The sequence below is a fragment of the Bradyrhizobium sp. genome (genome assembly GCF_049512235.1).
In the GTDB taxonomy this organism is placed as follows: Bacteria; Pseudomonadota; Alphaproteobacteria; order Rhizobiales; family Xanthobacteraceae; genus Bradyrhizobium.
In genome coordinates this window covers 1-18,483 of record NZ_JBEKXH010000088.1, presented here as the reverse complement: position 1 = coordinate 18,483, position 18,483 = coordinate 1, and the positions used below count along the sequence as shown (strand labels likewise).

16 protein-coding genes and 1 pseudogene are annotated in these 18,483 nt (G+C 62.6%); 9 read left to right on the top strand and 8 right to left on the bottom strand.

What is annotated here, in order from left to right; all coding sequences use genetic code 11:
- The 5 genes from ABSG20_RS10995 to ABSG20_RS10975 form a co-directional block, all read right to left on the bottom strand.
- Window positions 1–1,244, bottom strand: a 1,244-nt coding sequence (locus ABSG20_RS10995; protein WP_423864529.1) for a chemotaxis protein CheA, incomplete at its 3' end; no start/stop codon positions are given.
- Window positions 1,241–1,606, bottom strand: coding sequence for a response regulator (locus tag ABSG20_RS10990; protein WP_423864528.1), 366 nt, complete (start codon window positions 1,604–1,606; stop codon window positions 1,241–1,243). The genes ABSG20_RS10995 and ABSG20_RS10990, both read right to left, overlap by 4 nt.
- The gene (locus ABSG20_RS10985) at window positions 1,607–1,927 is read right to left on the bottom strand and encodes an STAS domain-containing protein (RefSeq protein ID WP_423864530.1); all 321 of its coding nucleotides are present in this window, start codon (window positions 1,925–1,927) and stop codon (window positions 1,607–1,609) included.
- 241 nt (window positions 1,928–2,168) lie between these two features.
- The gene (mtnA, locus tag ABSG20_RS10980) at window positions 2,169–3,278 is read right to left on the bottom strand and encodes an S-methyl-5-thioribose-1-phosphate isomerase (RefSeq protein ID WP_423864527.1); all 1,110 of its coding nucleotides are present in this window, start codon (window positions 3,276–3,278) and stop codon (window positions 2,169–2,171) included.
- Window positions 3,279–3,303: 25 nt separating this feature from the next.
- Window positions 3,304–4,179: an S-methyl-5'-thioadenosine phosphorylase gene (locus tag ABSG20_RS10975; protein WP_423864526.1), complete on the bottom strand. Its 876-nt coding sequence runs from the start codon at window positions 4,177–4,179 to the stop codon at window positions 3,304–3,306.
- Between the two features lie 762 nt (window positions 4,180–4,941).
- On the opposite strand from ABSG20_RS10975, the gene ABSG20_RS10970 reads away from it, so the two are divergent.
- The 7 genes from ABSG20_RS10970 to ABSG20_RS10940 all read left to right on the top strand — a co-directional run bounded on the left by ABSG20_RS10970 (window position 4,942) and on the right by ABSG20_RS10940 (window position 14,369).
- Window positions 4,942–5,823: an acyl-CoA acyltransferase gene (locus tag ABSG20_RS10970; RefSeq protein WP_423864525.1), complete on the top strand. Its 882-nt coding sequence runs from the start codon at window positions 4,942–4,944 to the stop codon at window positions 5,821–5,823.
- A 96-nt stretch (window positions 5,824–5,919) separates the two neighbouring features.
- Window positions 5,920–7,203, top strand: coding sequence for a carboxylate--amine ligase (locus ABSG20_RS10965; RefSeq protein WP_423864524.1), 1,284 nt, complete (start codon window positions 5,920–5,922; stop codon window positions 7,201–7,203).
- Window positions 7,204–7,360: 157 nt separating this feature from the next.
- The gene (locus ABSG20_RS10960; protein WP_423864523.1) at window positions 7,361–8,614 is read left to right on the top strand and encodes an FAD-dependent oxidoreductase; all 1,254 of its coding nucleotides are present in this window, start codon (window positions 7,361–7,363) and stop codon (window positions 8,612–8,614) included.
- 12 nt (window positions 8,615–8,626) lie between these two features.
- Entirely contained in the window at window positions 8,627–8,842 is a 216-nt protein-coding gene (locus tag ABSG20_RS10955) for a hypothetical protein (protein WP_423864522.1), read from the top strand.
- Between the two features lie 778 nt (window positions 8,843–9,620).
- Window positions 9,621–11,684, top strand: a complete 2,064-nt coding sequence (locus tag ABSG20_RS10950) for an ATP-dependent helicase (RefSeq protein ID WP_423864521.1) — start codon at window positions 9,621–9,623, stop codon at window positions 11,682–11,684.
- Between the two features lies 1 nt (window position 11,685).
- Complete coding sequence (gene recQ / locus ABSG20_RS10945; protein ID WP_423864520.1) at window positions 11,686–13,608, top strand: DNA helicase RecQ; 1,923 nt, start codon at window positions 11,686–11,688, stop codon at window positions 13,606–13,608.
- Window positions 13,609–13,856: 248 nt separating this feature from the next.
- Entirely contained in the window at window positions 13,857–14,369 is a 513-nt protein-coding gene (locus ABSG20_RS10940) for a LysR family transcriptional regulator (RefSeq protein WP_423864519.1), read from the top strand.
- Here ABSG20_RS10940 and ABSG20_RS10935 read toward each other — a convergent pair.
- Together ABSG20_RS10935 and ABSG20_RS10930 are read right to left on the bottom strand one after the other, a co-directional pair.
- The gene (locus tag ABSG20_RS10935; RefSeq protein WP_423864518.1) at window positions 14,323–15,945 is read right to left on the bottom strand and encodes an MDR family MFS transporter; all 1,623 of its coding nucleotides are present in this window, start codon (window positions 15,943–15,945) and stop codon (window positions 14,323–14,325) included. The two genes, ABSG20_RS10940 and ABSG20_RS10935, sit on opposite strands and share 47 nt — an antisense overlap.
- Window positions 15,946–15,949: 4 nt before the next feature.
- Window positions 15,950–17,167 (bottom strand): HlyD family secretion protein, encoded by a 1,218-nt coding sequence (locus tag ABSG20_RS10930; RefSeq protein ID WP_423864517.1) that lies wholly within the window; start codon window positions 17,165–17,167, stop codon window positions 15,950–15,952.
- 98 nt (window positions 17,168–17,265) lie between these two features.
- Between ABSG20_RS10930 and ABSG20_RS10925 the strand changes: the two genes are divergently transcribed.
- On the top strand, window positions 17,266–17,946 hold the full coding sequence (locus ABSG20_RS10925; RefSeq protein WP_423864516.1) for a TetR/AcrR family transcriptional regulator: 681 nt from the start codon (window positions 17,266–17,268) through the stop codon (window positions 17,944–17,946).
- A gap of 27 nt (window positions 17,947–17,973) precedes the next feature.
- Here the strand turns inward: ABSG20_RS10925 and ABSG20_RS10920 are convergent, their stop codons facing one another.
- Complete coding sequence (locus ABSG20_RS10920; RefSeq protein ID WP_423864515.1) at window positions 17,974–18,159, bottom strand: hypothetical protein; 186 nt, start codon at window positions 18,157–18,159, stop codon at window positions 17,974–17,976.
- Between the two features lie 120 nt (window positions 18,160–18,279).
- Between ABSG20_RS10920 and ABSG20_RS10915 the strand changes: the two are divergent.
- A pseudogene (locus tag ABSG20_RS10915) lies at window positions 18,280–18,483 on the top strand (ModD protein); the annotation flags it as partial.

Here is an 18,483-nt window from a genome sequence, read left to right as displayed (position 1 = left end):
ATCCGCCCGATATCGATCTTGCCTGTCGCTGCCCGGCTTGCGGTGTCCTCGATGCCATGGTCGATGGCATTGCGGATGAGATGAACCAGCGGATCGGCAAGGCGCTCGATCATGGTTTTGTCGAGCTCGGTATCCTCGCCGGAGGTGACGAAATCGACCGGCTTGCCCAGATCCCGCGAAAGATCGTGCACGAGCCGGCGAAAACGGCCGAACAGCGATCCGATCGGAACCATGCGCGCGCCCATCGTGGTATCACGCAGGCTTGCCGCCAGGCGCTCGATCTCCTCGGCGATCGCCTTGATGGAGATGTCATCGGTGGCAGCCGCCAGCTGACTGAGGCGTGCCTGGGCGATGACGAGTTCGCCGACGCGATCCATCAGTTCGTCGAGGCGCTCGGCCTGGACGCGGACGGTGGCATTGGCTTTGTCGTCCCAGCGCCTGGCTGGCGTGGGTCGAATTGGGTCTGTCCCAGCATCCGGCGGCGGCGTAGTCGCGGCAGGCGTATCGATCCGCTCCGGCAACAGCGCCGGAATGCAGGCTGCTGCGATCGGCACACAATCAAGCTTCATTTCGTCCTGGACAAAGATGAATACGTCGTCGATGGCAGCCCGCTCGCAGTCGCTGTGCAGCGTCACATCCCATTTCAGGAAGCAGTGTTCGGGATCGAGCTCGTCGAGAAACGGCACGTCGTCGGTCAGCGCCATCACGAAGCAGGCGCCAAGCTTGCCAAGGTCTTCCAGCAGGTCGAGCGGGTTGGAGCCGTTGCGGAGAATGTCGCTGTCGAACTCGATGTGAAGCTGCCATCCGGTCCGCGCCTCAACCGGGGGCGGCAATTTCCCGGCCGACCGCGCTTCGATATTGGGATGCGCGTGCGGCTCGACCAGCCGATGTAGATCGCCAAGAATGCCGTCGCCGATGATGGAATCGGTGCTATCAGGCGCTTCGATCAGGGCGCGTATGTAATCCTTGGCGGCTAATGCTACCGAGATGAGATCCTGGTCTGGCTTGATTTCACCCTTGCGCACGCGGTCAAAAGCGGTTTCGAATTCATGCGTGAAGCTCGCCACCTCGTCGAAGCCGAACATCGCGCCCGAACCCTTGATGGTATGCAGCGCGCGGAAGGCGGTATCGACAAGATCTTTGTCATCAGGACGAAGCCCGAGGTCTAACAAGGCCGACTCGAGAGCTTCAAACAGCTCGCTCGCCTCCTGCCGGAAAACCTCGGCGGGGTCCAAGGTTGTCATGATCGCACCAGTTTGCTGACGACCGAAAGAAGCTGCTCCTGCTTGAACGGCTTGGTGATCCAGCCGGTGGCGCCCGCCTTCTTTGCCTCGAGCTTGACGGCATCGTTCGATTCGGTGGTGAGAAAGACAATCGGCAGTCCGACCAGGGCCGGCAACGCCCGCAGCGCCCGGATAAGCTCCAGGCCGTTCATGACCGGCATGTTCAAATCGGTGATGACGAGATCGAGTTTGCCGGATTTGGCTTTCTCCAGCCCCTGGGCGCCATCGCCGGCTTCGATCACGTTATGACCCGCGGGTGCCAGCGTCACCTTGATCATCTGGCGAATACTCGGCGAATCGTCGACGGTGAGAATATTGCCCACTTAACTGATCTCCGTTGGATGCACAGAATGGCAATCGGGCATTGCCCGCCTGGAAACACCGGCGCGTTGAATCGCGGATCGGAGCACGTCTGAAACTGCGGTCAGGCTGACACGATGGCCGAAGTGGCGCGCGGTCTTGGCTGTCGAAAGCAGCAGTTGAACCGACGTTACATCGGCCTTGTCGACGGCGGAGCAATCCAGCTCCAGCCCTTTCTGCCCCTTGAGCGCCTGGCAGAGCAGATCATAGGCGACCCGAATGCCGCCGATGCTGCAGTCCGCGGGCAGACGAAGCGACTGAAGCGGCTCTTGCTGAGGTTCCATTTCGATCCTGCCTGGACTGGCCGATGTCGACAACAAGCGCCTCGTTCGACGGCTTCGACGATTGACGATCAGAGCGCGTAAAACGGCTGCGGTGGTAGTCGAATCGATCCGAGGGACTATTTGGTGCTTCGAGGGTTACGAGCCTTTTGCTTCTCACACCGTTAACCGGCGCCGCGTACAAATACGCATTAGCTGACCGCCATGGTGGCCGGGCGCGGTCCGGGCTTCAGACTTGCTGCCGCTATTCGGCTGCGGCCGCTATCCGCTCCGGAAATGCCGCGGAAAGCGCGGCGCGGTTGGCACGGAGTATGCCGCGCTCGGTGATCAGCCCGGTCACCAGCCGCGCCGGCGTGACATCGAAGGCATAATTCGCAACCGGCGAGCCCTCGGGCACGATCCGCACGGTCTCGATCCGCCCCGCAGCGGTCCGTCCGGTGATGTTCGCGATCTCTTCGGCGCCGCGTTGCTCGATCGGAATTTCCCTGATGCCGTCATCGACGCTGAAATCGATCGTCGGTGACGGCAGCGCCACATAGAACGGCACATTATTATCCCAGGCGGCGAGCGCCTTGAGATAGGTGCCGATCTTGTTGCAGACGTCGCCTCTGGCGGTCACCCGGTCGGTGCCGACGATGACGAGATCGACCATGCCGTGCTGCATCAGATGGCCGCCGGTGTTATCCGGGATCACGGTGTGCGGCACGCCGTGATGGCCGAGTTCCCAGGCCGTCAGCGCGGCCCCCTGATTGCGCGGCCGGGTCTCGTCGACCCAGACATGAACGGCATGACCACGGTCATGCGCGAGATAGATCGGGGCGGTGGCGGTGCCCCAATCGACCGTCGCCAGCCAGCCGGCGTTGCAATGGGTCAGCACATTGACGCGCTCACCCGGCTTTTTGGTCGCAGCGATCGCCTCGATCAGGGCCACGCCCTGCTCGCCGATCGCCTTGTTGATGGCGATGTCCTCTTCGGCAATATCGCCGGCACGGGAATAGGCCGCCGCGGCACGCGCCGGCGGCGGCAGCGGCCGCAACGCGGTGCGCATTTCGTCGAGCGCCCATTTCAGGTTGATCGCGGTCGGCCGTGTCGCAATCAGCGTCCGGCAGGCAGCATCGAGCGCCGCGTCCGAGGCGTCGGCTCGCATCTTAAGCGCTACCCCGTAGGCCGCGGTTGCGCCGATCAACGGCGCGCCGCGAACCAGCATCGAGGAGATCGCCTCCGCCGCGTCCGCGCAGGTCAAAAGCCGCGCGACAACAAAATCATGCGGCAATCGCCGCTGGTCGATGGCGCCGACCGACCAGCCGTCCGGCTCAAGCCAGATACTGCGGTAAGGCCTGCCGTCGATCTTCATGGCGCACCTCTTGCTGTCGCATGTTTCACGAGCGCAAAATCCGTCCCGCCACCGCGTCGAGTTTTTTCAACAGTTCCGGATCCCGCGCTTCCGGCGCGGTGATCAGGGCGGTATCGAGCGCACGGTCCGAGCCGATCGGACACGGCTCGTGCTCCCTTGGAAAATCCTCTGCAAGGCGCGCGACCAGCCCCTTGGCCTTGTCGGCATTGGTGGTCAGCACCCGGATGATGTCCTGCACGGTCACGGCATCATGGTCGGGGTGCCAGCAATCGAAATCAGTCACCATGGCGACAGTGGCGTAGCAGATCTCCGCTTCGCGGGCGAGTTTGGCCTCGGGCATGTTGGTCATCCCGATCACCGAATAGCCCGCCGTCTTGTACGTCATGCTTTCGGCGTAACTGGAGAATTGCGGTCCCTCCATGCAGACATAGGTGCCGCCGCGCGCGAATGCGATGCCCTCGGCCTCGGCCGCGGCGGCCAGGTGGATGCGCAGCCGCGGCGAGACCGGATGCGCCATCGATACGTGGGCGACGCAGCCCTTGCCGAAGAACGAGCTTTCCCGCTTGTGGGTGCGGTCGACGAACTGGTCGACCAGCACGAAGGTGCCGGGCGGCAATTCCTCCTTGAACGAGCCGCAGGCGGACAGCGAAATCAGGTCGGTGACGCCGGCGCGCTTCAGCACGTCGATGTTGGCGCGGTAATTGATATCGGACGGCGACAGCCGATGGCCCTTGTCATGACGCGGCAGGAACACGACCGGCAGGCCGGCGATGGCGCCGCGGCGCACCGCCGCCGAGGGCTCGCCCCATGGACTCGGAATCGCTTCCTCGCGCATATTTTCAAGGCCGGGCAGGTCGTAAATGCCGGAGCCGCCGATAATGCCAAGCACCGCCTTGGTCATGGTTTTCCCTTCGCCTGGTTGAACCCCGATTCAGCACGCCGGCGCGGCGTCGACAACCGTATATCGAGCTCTTACCGGGCAATGGAAAGGCATTTCGTGCCCCGGGTCTGCGCTTTGGCCTGCCGTCAGAACTATCTATTGCATCGGATCTGGTTCCCCCTCCCCCCGCGAAGCGGGTGGAGAAGCGGTGGGGAGGTGGGTCAATCGGCAGGAACCGCTGCTTCGGTGAACGCCGCGCCACCCCCGACCCCGGATCAAGTCCGGGGCAGGCTCCCTCCCCACCACGCGAGTGCCGGGAAAACCGCGGATTAACTGTCGATAGCGAAATGTGGACTGTTTACCCTGAATTTCATCGACGCATTTCAACTAAATCCCTAGCCTTAAAACCACCCGAAGGTGTCCAGCAGACGATGTGCATCGTTTGATGCTGACGATGAAGTTTTGCAATTTTAAAAGTCCAGGAAGGATACCGGCCATGAATGTTCGAGAGGTGAGGTTCCGCAGCCCGGCTGCGGGTGCCGCCGGCGAACAGCTTCTCTCCCGACCGAGGCTTTTTCCTGCAGCGCGCAGCGGTGGTCGCATCCGCGGCGGCTGCGGAGGCTGCGGCCGTTGATCGCGATGCGCGCTTTTCCAACGCCGCCATCGACGCGGCGCGTCACGAGAGGCTTTTGGGCGTCCGGCTTCCCGACGCGTTCGTTGGTGCGCGATACGATGCCGACAACGTTGCGCGCGCCGCGAATTCAGACTGATGGGGCAACGGCGGTGCTCGCTCAAAAGAAACTTCGATGCCGCGAAATTGCCCTACCCGACCTGGACGCGGTCGCCAATCTTCTGACGCGCGGATTTGTCGGCCGACCGCGCGACTATTGGCTGCTGGGATTGCAGCGTCAGGCGGCGCGTGGGATTCCCTGGGGATATCCGCGCTTCGGCTATCTGCTCGACAATGATGGCGATGCGGTCGGCGTTCTGCTGCTGCTTTATTCCTCGAAAAGCAACGGCGGCGAGACGACGATCCATTGCAATCTGTCGAGCTGGTACGTCGAGCCTGCGTTCCGCAATTACGCTGCGCTGCTGACCAGGATCGCGCATAAGAACAAGGAAGTTACCTATCTCAATATCAGTGCCGCAACCCGGACCTGGCCGATCATCGAGGCCCAGGGCTTCGATTCCTATTGCAGCGGACTTTTCTTCTCGCTTCCTGCCCTGTCACGCCAAAAGCCGGGCATGAGTGTCGAGGCGATCGCGCCCGATAGCGGCGCCATCGAAGGCCTGCCCGACACGGAGGCCGAACTGCTGGCCCGGCACGCACGCTATGGGTGTCTCAGTCTGGTCTGTCGTACGCCCACCGGCGCTGTCTTTCCATTCATCATGCTGCCGATGCGCATCCGCCGCGGGTTGATTGCGCCGCCGGCGATGCAACTGATCTATTGCCGCGATATTGCCGACTACGCGCAGTGCGCCGGCGCCATCGGCCGGGCTCTGATCCGGCGCGGCAAGATTTCGGTCATTGTCGACGCCAACGGACCGATACCCGGCCTCGCCGGCATCTATTCCACAGCCCGTGGCCGCAAATATTTCAAGGGTCCGCATCCACCCCGTCTCGCCGACCTCACCGACACTGAACTGGTGCTGTATGGGCCCTGAGGCTTTGCCACTTTCTCTATGCAACGGTCTGCTTTAACGGGAAGACTATCCATGCCCAAGCTCACCCGTCGCTTCCAATACTGACGTGAGGCTAAATTGGCACTTCAGGTCGATACGGATCAGGCTGTCTCGCCGGCCACCGGAGTTGTTCTGCTCGGAGGCACGCACGGTGCCTTGTCGGTGGCGCGCAGCTTCGGCCGCAAGAACGTTCAGGTCGTGCTGCTCACTGACGACCATCCGTTACCGAAGCTTTCCAGGTATGTAAGCCGCAGCTTCGATTGGCCCGGTGCCTTGTCGCCGCATGTGGAGCAATGGCTGGTCGATTTCGCCATCCGGCATGATCTGCAAAACTGGCTGTTGATCCCATGTGCCGACGCCGAGGTGAAGTGCGTCGCTCAACACCTCGCCTGCCTGCGTTCTGTGTTTAAGATCGTCAGTTGCGATTGGCACGTGTTGCAGAAAGTTTGCGACAAACGGCTTCTTGCAGAGACGGCTGCTGCGGCTGGTATCGATTCTCCCACCAGCTACCCGGTTCGGTCGGCAGACGATGCCGAATGCGTCGAGGTTCAGTTCCCGGTCGTGCTCAAGCCCGCGATGCGGCTGCAACGCAATGCCTTCACCTCCCGCAAGGCATTCCGGGCCAATTCGCGCGACGAGTTGACGCGGTTCTACCGCCTGGCCGCTTCGCTGGTGGGTCAAGACGACGTGGTCGTGCAGGAACTGGTTCCGGGCGGTGGCGGGTCGCAGTTCTCCTACGCGGCGCTGTGGTATGGCAATGCGCCGGTCGTGGAAATGACAGCGCGCCGGATGCGTCAATTTCCCCTCGAGTTCGGACATACCAGCACCTTTGTAGAAGTGGTGGACAATGATGCGGTGAAAGTTGCGGGAAGAAAGCTGCTTTCTCTGATCGGTTTCGAAGGGCTTGTCGAAATCGAATTCAAGAGGGACGCGCGCGACGGCAGCTATAAGGCCTTGGACGTCAATCCCCGCCCGTGGTCATGGTTCGCTTTGTGCGAGGCTGCAGGCCAGGATCTCCCGATACTGATGCGAAACATCATTCTCGGCGACGCAATCGACCCGGTCCGGCCGCGTGTCGGCCAGGTCTGGGTCCATCTCTCGAAAGATGTCATCGCCGCGACCCTGCTGATCCTCCAGGGCGACCTCGACTTGCTCGCCTACATCAAGGCCATCCGCCGGAGGGTCACTTTTGCAGCATTCGCATGGGACGATCCGCTTCCCGGATTACTGGAGCTGCCGTTAATGGCGTACCGCGTTGTTTGCCGGGCGATCGCATCGTCGGCAGCTGCGCGGCTTCCTCTGCGCAATGCCGATGCCGGCAAAATCAAAGCTGATCGCAGGCGCCCGGCTAGACCTTGTTAAGATAAATTCCGGCAAGTTCGGCACGATCAAGGAACGGATTATTGTTGTGTAAGGTCTCTGTCGCAGATTTTTGGTCCTGAGAGCCCGTTCATCGGCGCGGATATCGGTGCGATCGAGCTCGGCTGGTTGTTTTTGGCGGATGGTCAAGGTGTTGTCGATGTTGAAATTCGAATGCGAAGTCGCTGTTATCGGCGCCGGGCCTTACGGGCTTTCAGTTGCATCGCATCTGAGAGCCGCGGATATCGAGACGAGGGTGTTCGGCGAGACAATGTCGTTCTGGCGAAAGCACATGCCGAAGGGCATGAAGCTTCGATCATCGCCAGCGGCAAGCGACTTTGCGGACCCAAAAGGCGAGCTGACATTTGAAGCCTTCACCGCCCGTCAAGGCGTCCGGCCGACGGCGCCGATTCCACTCGAAATGTTTCTCCGTTACGGCGAGTGGTTCAGAAAACATACGCTGGCTGACCTCGATACAAGGAAAGTCGTGCGCGTCGATCCGCTGGGAGACGGCTTTTGCCTGTGGCTCGACGATGGCGGCCACGTGACCGCGCAGCGTGTCGTTGCCGCGGTCGGGCTCGCCAGACAGGAATTTCGGCCGGCCGCATTTTCCGGGCTGCCGCGCGATTACGTGAGTTCCGTCTGCGAGCACATTGATGTGTCGGGCTTCCGCGGCAAACGTGTCGCCGTGATCGGCCGCGGTCAAAGCGCCTGCGAGTATGCGGCACTCTTGAACGGAGCCGGCGCGGATGTCGAACTTGTCAATCGGGGTGACGTCCGTTGGCTCGGCTCGGAAACAGCGGCAGACCAGCCGGGGGATTTGATCTGGCGTCTGCACAGGCTCCTGGCAACCAGGTCGGGAGTGGGCCCCTTCCCAATCAATTGGCTGGCGGAATCTCCTGGAACGGTGCGGCGGATGCCGCGAGGCCTGCGCGAGATGATCAACACGCGGTGTCTCAGGCCCGGTGCCACCAGCTGGCTGAAGCCGGGGTTTGCCGGCGTGAAAACGGGCCCAGGCCGGAATATCCTCGAGGCGCGGGTGCGCGAGTCAAAGATATTCCTGCGGTTCGACTGCAGCTCGGCGGAATATGACCATGTCCTGCTGGCGACGGGGTATCGCAGCGATATCGGCAAGCTGAACCTGTTCGCGTCCGAACTGCTTGAGGCAATCCGTTGTGTCGACGGTTCACCGGAGCTGTCGATGGGGCTTCAATCGAGTGTGCCCAACCTGCACTTCGTCGGATCCAGTGCGGTCATGAGTTATGGTCCGCTGATGCGCTTTATCGCGGGATCAGGTTTTGCGGCGCGGCATTTGACGCAATATATCCTGGGGCGGCGTGCCTTGGGACGCGCGGTCAGGAACGGGAGCGAGTCAATCGTTACCGCCGCCACTCGGATCGTCTCGAGGACTTGAGAAGATCGGGTATTGAAAACGCTGCTCGATGCAGTCGCGTCAGAACTCGCCTGGTTGGCAGAGAAATGCGCTTCGGATGAGAAAATGGCCCGACTAAGGGCCATCTTCGCATTACATCTTTTTGTCCATCATAGGCTACATCGCTTCATGATGATGGTGATGGTGATGGTGGTGGTGGTGGTGGTGATGATGCATCATCGGCTTCGCATCTTCTGCGCTTGCGATTGACGGAATTGAAAACGCGATTGCAGCCAATGCGGCTAACACGTAAGAAAGATTCTTCATTGATCGCTCCTTGGTGCCTGATGATATAGGCAGTGAACGGTAGCAAATGCATCATTTGCAGCCAACACAAAAATTATGAACAGACGTTCAGATGCAGCTGATGGAACGACCCCGTGACAAGCTCGCCGGTTTTACCGAGCTCGCATTACCCAAGACCGCCCCGTCCTTGGGGATTTCCGGGGCACGTCACTTACAGTGGGCTTTTTCTCGAAGGTCCTGTGCATATTTTTTGTGTTTGTATTTCAATTTGCAAACATTGCTCTTCGTCATCCGGACCTTAAATACCGCATCGTTAACTGATACAACCACGCCGACGCCTGAAGGCAATGCTGTTGCTGGGCTAACGAGGAAGGTTAGCGCGGATAAGATCGCGATTGAGCGGAGCATCTGTGGATCTCCTCACATGACCGGCGATGCGCTTAGGCGATCACCATTGTTCCTATTGTCAATGCTCCCTTTGTCAAATTTGGGTGTTTGAAACCTCTGTTCGCTGCGCTGCAGCACTACGAAATGTCAACTGGTGGTTTCCGGATCGAACAGCGCGCCGCCGAAGCCGCCGGTCTGGGGCCAATGTTCAATGCAAAGCGGTCAGTTCTTGATTTGTTTGCACCATTCGGTCAGGAGTGAAGATCGGCGCGATTCGTCAGGCCGCGGCGGAGTCGAAGTCGTTGTCGGCCGGCCGATCACGGAGTCTTATCCTTCACCTCGGGATCATCCCTCCGTGCCAGCCGCAGCCGCCTATCTTGAAAGCCTCAATCCGGAACAGCGCCGCGCGGTCGAGCACGGCGCCGCCGGACCGGCACCGTCGGGGCCGCTGCTGGTGATCGCCGGCGCCGGATCCGGCAAGACCAACACGCTGGCGCATCGGGTCGCCCATCTGATCGTGGGCGGCGCCGATCCCCGGCGCATCCTGCTGATGACCTTTTCGCGCCGGGCGGCTGCCGAGATGGCGAGGCGGGTCGAGCGGATCGTGCGCAAGGTCCTCGGTGACAGGGCCACTGTCATGACGGAGGCGCTGGTCTGGGCCGGCACCTTTCATGGCATCGGCGCGCGCCTGTTGCGCGACTGCGCCGACCAGATCGGGCTCGATCCCGCCTTCACGATCCACGATCGCGAGGATTCCGCGGATCTGATCAATCTGATCCGGCACGACAAGGGTTTTTCCAAAACCGCAAACCGCTTCCCGACCAAGAGCACCTGCCTTGCGATCTACTCGCGCTGCGTCAATGCGGAGGCTTCGATCGAAGCGGTGCTGGGGTCGTCATTTCCGTGGTGCTCGGGATGGGTGGCTGAACTGAAGCAGCTGTTCGCCGCCTATGTCGAGGCCAAGCAGCGGCAGAACGTGCTCGACTACGACGACCTGCTGCTGTACTGGGCGCAGGTGATGACCGATCCGGCGCTCGCCGGCGAAATTGGCGGCCGTTTCGATCATGTCCTGGTCGACGAATATCAGGACACCAACCGCCTGCAGTCGTCGATCCTGCTGGCGCTCAAGCCCGGCGGACGCGGCCTCACCGTCGTCGGCGACGACGCGCAATCGATCTATTCATTCCGCGCCGCTACCGTGCGCAACATCCTCGATTTTCCCGGCCAGTTCTCGCCGCCGGCCGCGGTCATCACCCTGGATCGCAATTACCGCTCGACGCAGGGCATCCTTGCCGCCGCCAATGGCGTGATCGGTCTGGCCAGGGAGCGCTTCACCAAGAATCTGTGGACCGACCGGGCGTTGGGGGCAAAACCCCGGCTGGTCACGGTCCGCGACGAAGCCGACCAGGCGCGCTGCATCGCCGAACGCGTGCTGGAGAACCGCGAGTCCGGCACGCTCCTGAAGCAGCAGGCGGTTGTGTTTCGTACCTCCAGCCACAGCGGCGCGCTGGAAGTCGAACTGACCCGCCGCAACATCCCCTTCGTCAAGTTCGGCGGCCTCAAATTCCTCGATGCCGCCCACGTCAAGGACACACTGGCGCTGTTGCGTTTCGTCGAGAACCCGCGCGACCGCGTGGCCGGCTTCCGCCTGCTGCAGCTGATTCCGGGCATCGGTCCGAGCTCGGCACGGCGGGTGCTCGATCACATGGCGGACGGCGCCGATCCGATCGCGGCGCTGACTGAGGCGCCGGTGCCGCCGCGCGCCGGCGAAGACTGGCGGGATTTCGTCGGTACGGTGGCGGATCTCCGTTGTTCCAACTGGCCGGCCGACCTCGAACGCGCCCGCCGCTGGTACGAGCCGCATCTGGAGCGCATTCACGAGGATGCCGAGACCCGGCGCGCCGACCTGATCCAGCTCGAGCAGATTGCGAGCGCCTATCCCTCACGGCAACGTTTCCTGACCGAACTGACGCTCGACCCGCCGGACGCCACCAGCGACCAGGCCGGGGTACCGCTGCTCGACGAGGACTATCTGATCCTGTCGACGATCCACTCCGCCAAGGGCCAGGAATGGAAATCGGTGTTCGTGTTAAACGTGGTCGATGGCTGCCTGCCGTCCGACCTCGGCGCCGGCACGACAGCCGAACTGGAAGAAGAACGCCGTTTGCTTTACGTTGCCATGACCCGCGCCAGGGACGATCTGGATCTGATGGTGCCGCAATGCTTCTTCACCCACGGCCAACATGCGCAAGGCGACCGGCATGTCTATGCCGCGCGGACGCGCTTCATCCCCCATGCGCTGCTCGGCCTGTTCGATCAGACGGCGTGGCCGCTGGCGGTGGCCGGCGCGGCGACCCGCGCCGCGAGCCAGGGGCAGCGCATCGATGTCGGCAGCCGGATGCGCGGGATGTGGCGCTGATATGACGGTTCCAGCCGCCGCCACCGAAGCCCGGTCCGAACTCACCGCCGACGCGCTTGCGCTGCTGAATTCGGTGTTCGGCCTGCCCGGCTTTCGCGGCGCCCAGCAGGAGATCGTCAGCCATGTCGCATCCGGCGGCAACTGCCTGGTGCTGATGCCGACCGGCGGCGGCAAGTCCTTGTGCTATCAACTGCCGTCGCTGCTGCGCGCAGGTTGCGGAGTAGTCGTTTCGCCGCTGATCGCGCTGATGCGCGACCAGGTCGCAGGCCTGAGCGAGGCCGGCGTCAAGGCGGCGGTATTGAATTCGACGCTGTCCGCCAGCGAAGCTTCCAGGGTCGAGGCAGACCTCATCGCAGGCAAGCTCGACCTGCTGTACATCGCGCCGGAGCGGCTGTTGACGCCGCGCTGCCTCACTTTGCTCGGCCGCGCCAAAATCGCCCTGTTTGCGATCGACGAGGCGCATTGCGTGTCGCAATGGGGGCATGACTTCCGCCCGGAATATATCGGCCTGTCGGTGATCGCGGAGCGCTTTCCCGAGGTGCCGCGGATCGCGCTGACCGCGACCGCCGATCAACTGACCCGAAAGGAAATCGTCGACCGGCTCGGGCTATCAGGTGCGCCGGTCTTTGTGGCCAGTTTCGATCGGCCGAACATCAGGTACGAAATCGTCGAAAAGTACAGCGCGCAAAGTCAGCTCGAGGCCTTCATCGCCGAGCGCCACGAGCGCGATGCCGGCATCGTCTACTGCCTGTCCCGCGCCAAGGTCGAGGACACCGCCGCCGCGCTGAGCCGGGCCGGCATCACGGCGCTGCCCTATCATGCCGGCCTGGACGCCAATCTGCGCGCCCGCCATCAGGATCGCTTCATCAACGAGGACGGCGTCGTGATCGTCGCCACCGTCGCCTTCGGCATGGGCATCGACAAGCCCGATGTGCGCTTCGTCGCCCATCTCGATCTGCCGAAAAGCATCGAGGCCTATTATCAGGAGACCGGGCGCGCCGGACGCGACGGCAAGCCGTCCAGTGCCTGGATGGCCTATGGCCTGTCGGATATCGTGCAGCAACGCCGCATGATCGAGGAGTCTGCCGGATCGGACACCTTCAAGCAGGTGTCGCGCGGCAAACTGGAAGCGCTGGTGGCGCTGGCCGAGACCGCCGACTGCCGCCGCGCGCGGCTATTGCGCTATTTCGGCGAAAGCCTCAGGGCCGATCGATGCGGCAATTGCGACAACTGCCTGTCGCCGCCGCGCCTGCGCGACGGCAAGGTGATCGCGCAGAAACTGTTGTCCTGCGCCTATCGCACCGGGCAGCGGTTCGGCGCCATGCATCTGATCGATGTGCTGGTCGGCCGCATGACGGAGCGGGTCAAGCAGTTCGGGCACGACAGACTGTCGGTGTTTGCCATCGGCCGCGAGCTCAATGAAAAGCAATGGCGCGCCGCGCTGCGTCAACTGGTGGCGATGGGCCATCTTGCGGCCGACAGCGAGGCCTTCGGTGCCCTCAAGCTGACGGAGAGCGCGCGCGGCGTGCTCAGGGGCGAGACCGCGGTGATGCTGCGCGAGCAGGTTCCGGGCTCCCGCAGCCGCGCCAGCCGGACCACGTCACGGCGCGGCGATCTCGCCCCCGCTGCCGCCACAGCCGACAAGACCGGCCATGCGGCCTTGTCGGCCCGGCTTCGGGCCTGGCGTTCGGAAGTGGCGCGCCAGCGCGCCGTGCCGGCCTATGTCGTGCTGCACGACTCCACCCTCGACGGCATCGCGGCCTCACGCCCGCGCACGCTCGCCGAGCTGCGCGGCATCCCCGGGGTCGGCGACAAGAAGCTCGAACATTACGGCGGCGAGCTGCTCGCGCTGGTGCAGGCAAGCCGCGCCGCGAGCGAAGGCGAGGCAGCGGTCAGCTCGCCGTTACCCGTGCCGCCATTTTGAGATCGTGATCAGCTAGCCGACAATCGGACGCTCGCGACCGGCCCAGAACGGGCACTGCGGACAGGCCTCGCCCGAGGGATAGTCGATCCCCTCCTCATGCGGACAGCCCAGCACTCGCCACGCTGGCGCTATTTCTGCTGCTGCTCATTTTCAAGAAGACAGGTGGATCGCCCGATTCTACGCCCGCAGTCGAGGGCTGACGGCTTGAGTGCGGGGTGCAACCCGCTACAATCGACCCAGGAAGGCAGATGCCTGGGCAAGTCATGGACCGCGTCTCATCTATGCTGTCGTTCGTCAAAGTGGTCGACACCGGCGGATTCAGGTCGGCAGCGCGGCAACTCAACCTCGCGACATCAGTGGTCACCACCCGTGTAAAATCGATCGAAGCGCGGCTTGGGGTACGCTTGCTGAATCGTACAACGCGCAGTGTCAGCCTCACCGAGGCGGGACGAGCCTATTATGACCGCTGCGTCCAGATTCTTTCGGAGATTGAAAATGCGGAAGAAGCGGCTCAAGTATTGAGATCCGGCGCTCTCGTGCCAATTCTGAGCGATTTTTTGCCGAAGCGATTTTCGATTGACGCATTTTATCCGCACCGCGAGCACTTGCCCGCAAAGGTGCGTACGTTCATCGATCTTCTGGTGGACGATTTGCGTCAGATCGATTGGGATCCCTGTGCGCAGAATGGACAACTTTCAAGCAGTCCTGGCGCAGCTAGTGGGCACCGGCGCCGCTTGCCTTCACCTTGCGGGTCAGGGTGACTGCAGCGGCGGCGAGCACCAGCACGATGCCGATCACGGCAAAGGTATCGCTGAAGCCCATCACCAGCGCCTGGTGCTTCACCGTCTTGCCGAGCGCGATGACGGCTTGCTGATGGGCCGCGGCAGGATCAGGGACGCCATGGTTCATGAAGTAGCCGGTCAGGTCCGCGATCCGGTTGCGTACTTCCTCGCGCCCCAGCGTCACCGACTGGCCGATGATGTTGGAGTGGAACTGCTCGCGCTTGGTGATCACGGTGGCCAGCACCGCGGTGCCGATGGCGCCACCGAGATTGCGGAGCATGTTGCTGATCCCGGACGCCGCCGCGGCATCCTGCGGCGCTATGCCGCCGGTGGTGACCGACGTCAACGGGGTCAGCACCATCGCCTGGCCGATGGCGCGCACGATGTTGGGAATCCAGAGTTGGTCGCCGGCATAATCGGGCGACATCGCGGTGTTCATGAAGCAGCTATAGGCGAAGATCATCAGTCCAATGAAGGCGATATAACGCGTATCGAAGCGCCGCATCAGTTTTGGTACCAGCGGAATCAGGACCAGCTGTGGCAGGCCGGTCCAGGCCAGAACGCTGCCGATCTGCTCGGCATTGTAGCCCTGCGCCTGACCGAGATAGGCCGGCAGGATGTAGACCGATCCGAACAGCGCGAAGCCCAGCAACGTCACCGCGATAGTGCCGAAGCCGAAATTACGTTGCGCCAACAGCCGCAGCCGGATCAGCGGCTTTTCGACCGTGAGTTCGATCCAGACGAACAGCGACAGGCTCACCAGCGCGACGGCCGCCAGCCGCAGGATGAAGGGGGAGGAGAACCAGTCGTCCTTGTTGCCCTCCTCGAGCACGGTCTGCAAGGCCGACAGTCCGATCGCCATGGTGGCGATGCCGGCCCAGTCGCCTTCCCTGAGGAGCGTAAGCTGCATCGGCTGCCGCTCCAGCGTCAGATAAAGCGCGGACACCATCACGATGGTCGGGAGCACATTGACGAAGAAAATGGTCTGCCAGCCGTAATTCTCGGTGAGATAGCCGCCGATGGTGGGGCCGATCGCCGGCGCAAAGGTGACGGACAGCGCAAAGATCGCAAGGCCGATCGGCTGCTGCGGTTTCGGCAGTTTCGTCAATACCAGCGTGAAGGCCATCGGGATCATCACGCCGCCGGAAAATCCCTGCAATCCGCGCATCGCGATCATGGACGGCAGGTCGTGGGTGAAGGCGCAGGCGACCGAGAAGGCCGCGAACAGGGCCGCGCTCACGAGCATATAGCGGCGGAACGAGAACACCCTGGAGAGATAATCGGTCAGCGGGATGACCACGATCTCGCCGATCAGGTAGGAAGTCGAGATCCAGGAACCGTTATCGACGCCCGTGCCGATGCCGCCTTCGATGTTGAGCAGCGACGCGTTGGTGATCTGGATGTTCAGGATCGCCATGAACGAGCCGATCATGGCCGCGAGAACGGCAATCCAGACCCTGACACTTGCGCCATTTGGATCGGCGGCGATAAGCCCAGGTTTGGCGTAGGCGGCTGATGGCGCCGATATCGCGGCTGACCAAGCGGGGGTTGACATGGCGCTACCCTCCGGAAGACCTGTTCGAGAGTCTGGCGGCGGCGACCGCCCGGCGATCCCGGGCCTGCAACTTGGTCTCGATCGTCGGGATCACCGACATGCCCGGCCGCAATTCGATGGGCGCGCGGTTGTCGGAACCGAGCGCGATCTTCACGGGAATGCGCTGCACCACTTTTGTAAAGTTGCCGGTGGCGTTGTCGGGCGGCAGCAGCGCGAATTCCTGGCCGCTGGCGGGGGCGATGCTGTCGACGTGGCCGTGCACGACCTCTCCAGGGAACATGTCGACGGCGATGTCGACCGATTGACCTTCATGGACGTCGGTCAACTGCGTTTCCTTGAAGTTGGCCACTACATAGGCGCCGGCGATCGGCACCACCGACATCAGTTGCGTGCCGGCCTGCACGTATTGACCCGATCGCAGCGTGCGGTTGCCGACGATGCCGTCGATCGGCGCGACAATGGAGGTGTATTCGAGATTGAGCTGGGCCTGGCGCTGCACCGCTTCGGCGCGCGACAGCGTTGCGTTGGCCTGAACGATCTCGGCCTTGAGCAGGTCTACCTGCTTCACCGCGGAGGCAAGGTTGGCGGTATCGCGCGCGATCGCGGCCTGGGCGCCGGCGATGCGGGACTGCGCCTGCTGCGCGTTCTGCACGCTGCCGTAACCGGTCGCGGCGAGGTCGGTGTAGCGTTTGTTCTCCTGCGCGGCGAAGTTCGCCGTCGCCTGATCGACCTCGACGGTCGCCTTGGCGGCATCGATCACCGCCTGCTGAACCGCGAGCTGGGCCTCTTTGCTGGCGATCGCGGCGCGCGCTGCGGCGACATCGGCCCTGGCCTGGTCGAGCGCTACGGCGAAATCGCGGTCGTCGATCCGCGCCAGCACCTGACCGGCCTTGACGCGCTCATTGTCGCCGACCAGGACCTCGTGCAGATAACCCGAGATCTTGGGCGCGACCGTCGTATTGTCGGCTTGTACGTAGGCGTCATCGGTCGAGACCAGATACTGGCCGACCGTCCAGTAGTCCCAGCCATACCAGGTCGCGCCGGCGATGACGGCAAGCGCCGCACCTGCCAGCAACACCTTGCGGAAATTGAATTTTTTGGCGACAGCGGGCGCTGCCTCCCGGGCGCCGGTAGCAACATAGGCGCCTGGCAGCAGTTCCTTGAGGGCATCGCCGACTGGAACCGGACGCTCGACCTCGAATGCGGTGGGAAGGTGGGTCATGATGGTTCTCCCGGAGCGCTTTATTAGGAAACTTGACGTTTTCCAAAATAGCGCCTACATCTGGGCTGTCAATAGAATGACAGGCATCATGTAAAAGCATGGCTGAGATCGATACCTCCGAGGACCCTGACCAAGGCCGGCGCTGCCGGGGCCGCCCGCAGGTTCGCCCCGACGACCAAACCCGCCAGATCATTTACGAGGCCGCGCTCCACGAGTTCGCGAGGCTGGGCTATGCCGCAACCAGCATGGAGGCGGTGGCGCGCCGTGCCGGGGTATCCACCAGGACGCTGTATCGCCTGGTCCCCAACAAGGCTGCACTGTTCGATGGCATGGTCACGGACCGGCTCGACCACACCCTTGCCAGCGTCGATCTGCATGCGATCGATCACGCCGATATCGAACAAGCACTTGATGCGGCGCTGACGGCGTGCGCGGAGCTTACGCTCGACGAAGAAGTGATCGCGGTGCAGCGCATGGTGCTGCAGGAAGCCGGCAAGGCATCCGACATCGCCGGCACGTTCTACCGAAACGGAATTCAACGCATCGCGGCCGCGCTGGCGGATTGGCTGCGGGTGCAGCAGACGCGCGGTTTGATCGAGCTTGACGATATCGACGAAGCCGCCGGTATGCTGCTTGGCATGGTCGCTTCCGCGCCGCGCCGCGCCGCGATGTTCGGCGGCGTGCCGCTGCCATCGCGTTCGCAGATCAAAGCGCGGGTGCGCCGCTGCGCGGCGTTATTCCTGCGCGGATGCCAGACGAATTACGTGAGCACCCGCTGATGCCGTGCAGAGGCCTCTTGGTCGGCCTCAGGCGACGAAATTCACTCCGGAAGCCTTGGCCTCTGCTGTCTCGACTTCCTGGGCGGCTTCGACGCGTTGCTGGTCGGACTTGATCGTGGCTGTGTTTGCGTCCTTCGTTTCGTCAGCTGCCAGCCTGACTTCTGCCTGGCCGACCACGATCTGGGCCGGGTAAACTGGACCTATGGTGCTCATATCTGCCTCCTGCAGTTTATCCAACTTTGCAGGCATTCGTGTCCGCTTACTTAAGAGTTTCGGTTAACGTCATCGAGAAAATGGCGGTCATCAAGATCAATAACCGAACAGAGAGGCCCCATGCCAACAGCTGCATCCCGCGCCGAGCTAGAGCAACTGCTTGCTGACGACGTTCCCTATGGCGACCTGACCACCGATGCGCTCGGTATCGGCGCTGCACCCGGCTCGATGGCGTTTACGGTCCGCGACAGGATGGTGCTGGCGCTGTCCGAGGATGCGGCAGCCATCATCGAACTGACCGGGTGCAGAGTAGACCTGCTGGCG